Raw genomic sequence first — 5,007 nt, 5'->3', positions numbered from 1 at the left:
AAAAAGGGCTCCCATTCAAGGAGCCCTTTTCTTAACCTGCATTCATGAAACTATATAATGGTGCCTACTTTTTGCCCCTGGCCACCCTGGCGCCGGGTCAGATCCACGACCAGGTTAAGCAAACCCCATCATTTTCATGAATTCTGCCTTGCACAGTCCAAACACCGTTTTTGTTGTTCATCGTGCTTTTCCCACAGATCTTCAATGTTGCGTTTCATCCATTGAACATCTGTGCGGATGGCATAGCCCGCAGCCACTACCACTACAAGCTGAATCACCACAGCAAACAACACCATGACCCAGTTGGGATCAAGACTTAGCATTCCGAGCACCCCAAAAATTCAAAGCCAACAAGTTTACCACACCATTAGCTTTTGCAACCCACCCATCATCATTAGGGTTTGGCGTCATAGCAGCCACAGAACCCGCAACCGTCACAACACCACTTACCAAATTAAAAACCTCTACAAAATTATCCATTTTCTCTTAACTCCGTTTCCATATCCAAAAAATAACCACAGAACCAGCCACCAACGCCCACAAGCCATTACTAGCAACCTTAGCCGTTGCCGCATCATCACTATCTATTGCAGGCTCGACCGCTTCAGCACGCCCCCACAACGCCAACAATGCACCCAGTAAAATCCAGATATAACGCATCAAGCCACCCCAGGATAAGCGCTCATTGCATCTGAAAGGGATACCGTTTTCCCTGCCAACTCACCCCAAGTTGCCGGATTATCAGACCCCACCCCCGGCCTCACGTCAAAATGCCAGCGACGATACCCACGGCTTGCACTTGCTGTTTCAGGATAATAGCCAACCCCTGAAAACCCGGCCTCCTTAGCCTTGGAAAAAATGAATGCAGGATCTACCGAAGCAGGGATTAACACATCAATCGCACGACCATAAAAGTGCTGGCTGGTCCCCTCCCCTACCCGCAAAATCGCACCTTCAGCCGGTGAGATTGTAATAGGCACATCAATCAACCCCCGCAACTTATCCAATGACAACAAAAGGCCAACTGATAAGTGCAACCAAAACCCTCGAAATTCAGACACCTTGAAATGCTTCAGCTTCATAACAACCACCACCTTTAAAAGAACCCAAGCCATAATCATTAAACCTATGACCTTTGCAAATCTCACAACTTAGACCTTAACTTCATGCGCATATCAAGCTTAGAAACCGCCTCTTCATGTGGCACAATCACACCCTGCTCAATCATTTGTGAAAAAGCCTCCTCCAATGAGCGCAACATACTCAAATCAGAGTCTTTTAGGCCCTGCAAAGCTTCTGATTTCAATCTGTCAATTGCCATTCTTTCCTTAACAGACTGATCAACAAATAAAGACCTGTTTTTATGATCCACCCGCCAAGAATCCACACCTGAATCAGGCAATGCCGCATAAAATGCCCACCTGTTACCCTTTGATTTTGAACGCTCAACAGCTTCATTTGCTAACTCTTCTGAATCAGCCAAACTATACGAAGTTGGCAAACTATCCCGGTAACTATGAACAACAACAAAAGGCATCACAAAACCCCTTCAACAACAATCCTGCCCGCAATTAAATTACCTGAACTGGCTTGAAAGCGTAGCATATCAACAACACCAGAATAAAAAGCGCCACCCCCGACCCCACTATAGGCGGATGCGGCAGGCCCTGGCGTATCATTGTAGGCATAACGTGTTGCCACAACAGATGCATTCCCATCATGAGGACATGAAACGATAGCCTCTATATACCCGACCCCACCGCCAATAGCATTTGACAGCCTAATGATAGATGACGGCTGATTACCCAAAACAACGGCTGAAATCGGGCCTATGCCAGTCACCCACGATGATGTGGACAACCAACTAACCCCACCATCAAGCGAGCCTTTAAGCTGTAAATAGCCACTGCCTGAAGTGCTCACGCCATGCATAGATAAACGCACAGCCTTATAATCTGTGTACTGTGAAAGATCGATATCTATAAAAGCTTCAGCAGACAAAACATCTATAGTTTCCAGATATTCATAACCCGATTGAGCCGACACAGGGACAACATACGACATCAACTTACCCCCATAACACGAACATCAACACCACCCGACACAGACACAGCGTAAACAGCCGCTTTTAATGTCAACACATAGAGAACGCCCTTCTTAACCAACAAGCCATTAGTAGCCGTTACAGAGGCCCCCCCAATATAGATATCCCCATTGGTTGGCTGCACATGAACCTCCTTACGGCTTTCATCACTAGCAACCAACTCTGTTGCTGATGCAGCGACAGACACAGCCGTATTTACAACACTACCTCCTATGGACACCGCAACAGGAAGTACACCACCACCTACAGATACACCCGAAATATCAACATTATTTGTTCCTGTAAATGACATGCGCCGGTCCTGTACAACACCATCACCAACCGCAAGCCATACAGAAACATCATTATTGGTTTTATTTTCAAATGAGATTTTTTTAATAGCCGATGGGAGGCTATACGATAACCCGGCCTCAGTCCTTACAGGCTCGTTATTATCAAAACCCATGAAGAAAGTACCATCTGAATCGAGTACCGTAATACTCTGTCCCAATGCATGGATCGTTTCTCGACCATAGGCGGGAATAGTTACTTCAACACTTTGAATATGCTCCACACTCACTATTTTTTCCCCACAACAATAAAGGCAAGCCCCAACACAGCAACCATTCCAAAAAGCCACTTAACAGCCGTTTCAGCAATTTCCTTAGCGTTATCCTCTACACTCTCTGCCATTACAGCGTTATTGTCCTTAATGACATCACCTGCTAAATCCGTAACCTGTTCTATAACCTCAGGTATTGAGCGTGCCAACTCAGACCCTACCGACTCAAACGCAGCCATCACCCCAGGGTCTGTAAGCGTAACAGTAGCACCAGCACCAATGCCTATTCCGTCTTCAACCTGGATGCGCTGGTCATTGGTTTCCTGGCTGGTACTGTTGCTACTGCTACTACTGGACTTTCCACCCATTACAGCTTGGCCCGTAACACGGTTTCCACCTCTTTAAATCCCACCCCAAGAAATGCACGCTTCAGAGAGCCACGGCCACGGACTATGTGTGTACGAACTGAAACGCAACCGTTTGACCTTGCCCACTCTTCAACAGCAGGAATAGCAACCTTCAAAGACTTCACCGCATGGGTTAAGGATGCCCCAGCCTGAAAAACACACTCACGGCCTCCTCCAAAATCCTCAATAAACAGGACCCCCCACCCCAGCAACCGCCAGCCATCATCAAGCAGCAATTCACAACGGAACAATTCGCTTTTCCCTGCCTGGACTTCCTTTTTCAGCTCTTCGATGGTGTAAGTACTATCATCCGGGTCTAAAGCACCAGATAACAGTTTTTCGGCATGATCTGACCACAGGTCTTTAACTAACCTTACTTGTGTTTCCACATCCAACTCCCCAACAAAAACACCACACCAATTACAGCCAAAGAAACCCACGGTTTATCATCCCCCATAATCATAGGGGACGTATAAGGACTGTATGACACCGACTGCCTTGCAGAAGCTGAAGACATAGCAGGGCCACCCGTAATGGATGGTAACGCGGGCATTCCATTCATATCACCACCAACGAGCGAACCCGACATGACATCACTTGCGCCAAAATAGAGTTAGAGCCGTGAACGCAACCCCAGCAAGAGCAATCCAAACCATATATTGCTGATACTTGCTAAGGCTTGAGGTACTTGTTGGGGTTGCTTGAGCGGGAGCCGGAGCCGCTACCGGAGCGTTTGTTTCCATGCCCGTCTGGTTTTCGCGCTTCCATTTCGCATCCTCCCAATCAATCCAGTAACCCCAACCCTCTTTTACCGTGTCCCACAACCCACCAAAAGTGCTTCCTTCCGAGTTTCCAGACATGACGCCACCTTATGCCCGAGCCAGCATAATGGTTTCATGAATTACGGTCATAGCAGTTGCTGAATCAAAGGTAAGCTTTGCCCGAAAATCACGGAACGGAGACGTGTTAACCACACGCCCTAAACGATTACCTGCCATATCCACATGCACCATGCCAGATTGCCAACTACGCCCACCGGTTTTCATAGCCGCCATGTTTTGCATCGTTTTAGCCGTAGCTGTATCAGCTTGATAGAGTTCCTGGCGGTTAGCCTGAATCTCTACATTGCTGATATTGCTTGTGGTGAAGTGCAACGCCTTAAGGCCAACGCCAGGACCGGTTACAGGCAAATCAGAAAGCTCCACAGCGGTACCCAGAGAGCCGTAATCGGTCTCCCCAATCTCAATCATAGAGCCCATAGGGTGATTACCTTCCCCCTTAACCTCACCCACAGCATCCAGGACAGGAGACACCACAGAATTCGACAACTTAATTTCCAACGTGCAACTCGTCAGGTCAGCCGTACCAAGCGCCATAGAATCAACGTTGTTGGCGTTTTCCAGATATGGACGCGCAAACACGATGGGCAAAACACCGCTTTCAGCCGTAATTCCATAGAAATTATTAAGGGCAATAAGGTTTGCCCCTGTAAGGTCCATTAACACCTTACGACCCGCTTTAAGCTTCACGCGTTCGATGTGTGTTTTCTGGTCTGTCTGACTCATGGCAGCAGGGGTTGCACCACTTTGAATGCGCACATACAAAGCCGTATAAGCAGCCGTTACCGGAATGCTCAAATTAGCCGAGGACCCAGGAGCAACAGCAGAAAATGCGGGCAAGTCGATACGAACAAGCATCATTGCTCTACCCTCCCCTTAGTTACCAAAGCCATCTGCAGCATCTTCAATCACTGGCATATCACCCATATACTTAAACAACAAACCACCAACAACCAGACCGGCCACTACGGCCAGCACATTCTTAAACCAAGCCTTTGTCATTTGTTCCGTCTCCTCAGATATAGAAAAAGCCACGCCTCTACATCGAGACGTGGCCTTACCATGATCAACTGAGATGATCCGTTGCAAATTTAAAAACTATTCCGTACGTACGGA

General features: G+C 47.6%; 12 protein-coding genes. All 12 read right to left on the bottom strand.

Annotated features, from left to right (window positions below; all coding sequences use genetic code 11):
* Nucleotides 1–134: 134 nt before the first annotated feature.
* The 12 genes from V5T57_RS20455 to V5T57_RS20400 all read right to left on the bottom strand — a co-directional run bounded on the left by V5T57_RS20455 (nt 135) and on the right by V5T57_RS20400 (nt 4,893).
* Nucleotides 135–323: a hypothetical protein gene (locus tag V5T57_RS20455; RefSeq protein WP_332893127.1), complete on the bottom strand. Its 189-nt coding sequence runs from the start codon at nt 321–323 to the stop codon at nt 135–137.
* A complete protein-coding gene (locus V5T57_RS20450) occupies nt 310–480 on the bottom strand; it encodes a hypothetical protein (protein WP_332893126.1) in 171 nt (56 codons plus the stop codon). The genes V5T57_RS20455 and V5T57_RS20450 overlap by 14 nt, the downstream gene beginning before the upstream one ends.
* Nucleotides 481–486: 6 nt before the next feature.
* Nucleotides 487–660 (bottom strand): hypothetical protein, encoded by a 174-nt coding sequence (locus tag V5T57_RS20445; RefSeq protein ID WP_332893125.1) that lies wholly within the window; start codon nt 658–660, stop codon nt 487–489.
* Nucleotides 660–1,115 (bottom strand): hypothetical protein, encoded by a 456-nt coding sequence (locus tag V5T57_RS20440; protein ID WP_332893124.1) that lies wholly within the window; start codon nt 1,113–1,115, stop codon nt 660–662. The genes V5T57_RS20445 and V5T57_RS20440 overlap by 1 nt, the downstream gene beginning before the upstream one ends.
* A 29-nt stretch (nt 1,116–1,144) precedes the next feature.
* Nucleotides 1,145–1,537 carry a hypothetical protein gene (locus V5T57_RS20435; protein WP_332893123.1) on the bottom strand — a complete coding sequence of 131 codons (393 nt, stop codon included), beginning with the start codon at nt 1,535–1,537 and terminating at the stop codon, nt 1,145–1,147.
* Nucleotides 1,537–2,064: a hypothetical protein gene (locus tag V5T57_RS20430; RefSeq protein WP_332893122.1), complete on the bottom strand. Its 528-nt coding sequence runs from the start codon at nt 2,062–2,064 to the stop codon at nt 1,537–1,539. The genes V5T57_RS20435 and V5T57_RS20430 overlap by 1 nt, the downstream gene beginning before the upstream one ends.
* Entirely contained in the window at nt 2,064–2,663 is a 600-nt protein-coding gene (locus V5T57_RS20425) for a hypothetical protein (RefSeq protein ID WP_332893121.1), read from the bottom strand. The genes V5T57_RS20430 and V5T57_RS20425 overlap by 1 nt, the downstream gene beginning before the upstream one ends.
* Nucleotides 2,663–3,013: a hypothetical protein gene (locus V5T57_RS20420; RefSeq protein WP_332893120.1), complete on the bottom strand. Its 351-nt coding sequence runs from the start codon at nt 3,011–3,013 to the stop codon at nt 2,663–2,665. The genes V5T57_RS20425 and V5T57_RS20420 overlap by 1 nt, the downstream gene beginning before the upstream one ends.
* A complete protein-coding gene (locus V5T57_RS20415; RefSeq protein WP_332893119.1) occupies nt 3,013–3,447 on the bottom strand; it encodes a hypothetical protein in 435 nt (144 codons plus the stop codon). The genes V5T57_RS20420 and V5T57_RS20415 overlap by 1 nt, the downstream gene beginning before the upstream one ends.
* 198 nt (nt 3,448–3,645) lie before the next feature.
* A complete protein-coding gene (locus V5T57_RS20410) occupies nt 3,646–3,912 on the bottom strand; it encodes a hypothetical protein (protein WP_332893118.1) in 267 nt (88 codons plus the stop codon).
* A gap of 9 nt (nt 3,913–3,921) precedes the next feature.
* Entirely contained in the window at nt 3,922–4,752 is an 831-nt protein-coding gene (locus V5T57_RS20405) for a major capsid protein P2 (RefSeq protein ID WP_332893117.1), read from the bottom strand.
* 15 nt (nt 4,753–4,767) lie between these two features.
* Complete coding sequence (locus V5T57_RS20400) at nt 4,768–4,893, bottom strand: hypothetical protein (protein WP_332893116.1); 126 nt, start codon at nt 4,891–4,893, stop codon at nt 4,768–4,770.
* Nucleotides 4,894–5,007 lie beyond the last annotated feature (114 nt).

It is taken from the genome of Magnetococcus sp. PR-3 (assembly GCF_036689865.1).
Lineage (GTDB): Bacteria > Pseudomonadota > Magnetococcia > Magnetococcales > Magnetococcaceae > Magnetococcus.
The sequence above is the reverse complement of the archived record's forward strand: the minus strand, read 5'-3'. Positions and strand labels throughout refer to the sequence as shown.

What these genes read in the sequence shown, in the direction of transcription:
- V5T57_RS20420 (WP_332893120.1), bottom strand. Translation starts at nt 3,013, where the DNA reads ATGGGTGGAAAGTCCAGTAGTAGCAGTAGCAACAGTACCAGCCAGGAA.
- V5T57_RS20400 (WP_332893116.1), bottom strand. Translation starts at nt 4,893, where the DNA reads ATGACAAAGGCTTGGTTTAAGAATGTGCTGGCCGTAGTGGCCGGTCTG.
- V5T57_RS20405 (WP_332893117.1), bottom strand. Translation starts at nt 4,752, where the DNA reads ATGATGCTTGTTCGTATCGACTTGCCCGCATTTTCTGCTGTTGCTCCT.
- V5T57_RS20430 (WP_332893122.1), bottom strand. Translation starts at nt 2,064, where the DNA reads ATGTCGTATGTTGTCCCTGTGTCGGCTCAATCGGGTTATGAATATCTG.
- V5T57_RS20435 (WP_332893123.1), bottom strand. Translation starts at nt 1,537, where the DNA reads ATGCCTTTTGTTGTTGTTCATAGTTACCGGGATAGTTTGCCAACTTCG.
- V5T57_RS20440 (WP_332893124.1), bottom strand. Translation starts at nt 1,115, where the DNA reads ATGGCTTGGGTTCTTTTAAAGGTGGTGGTTGTTATGAAGCTGAAGCAT.
- V5T57_RS20450 (WP_332893126.1), bottom strand. Translation starts at nt 480, where the DNA reads ATGGATAATTTTGTAGAGGTTTTTAATTTGGTAAGTGGTGTTGTGACG.
- V5T57_RS20455 (WP_332893127.1), bottom strand. Translation starts at nt 323, where the DNA reads ATGCTAAGTCTTGATCCCAACTGGGTCATGGTGTTGTTTGCTGTGGTG.
- V5T57_RS20410 (WP_332893118.1), bottom strand. Translation starts at nt 3,912, where the DNA reads ATGTCTGGAAACTCGGAAGGAAGCACTTTTGGTGGGTTGTGGGACACG.
- V5T57_RS20445 (WP_332893125.1), bottom strand. Translation starts at nt 660, where the DNA reads ATGCGTTATATCTGGATTTTACTGGGTGCATTGTTGGCGTTGTGGGGG.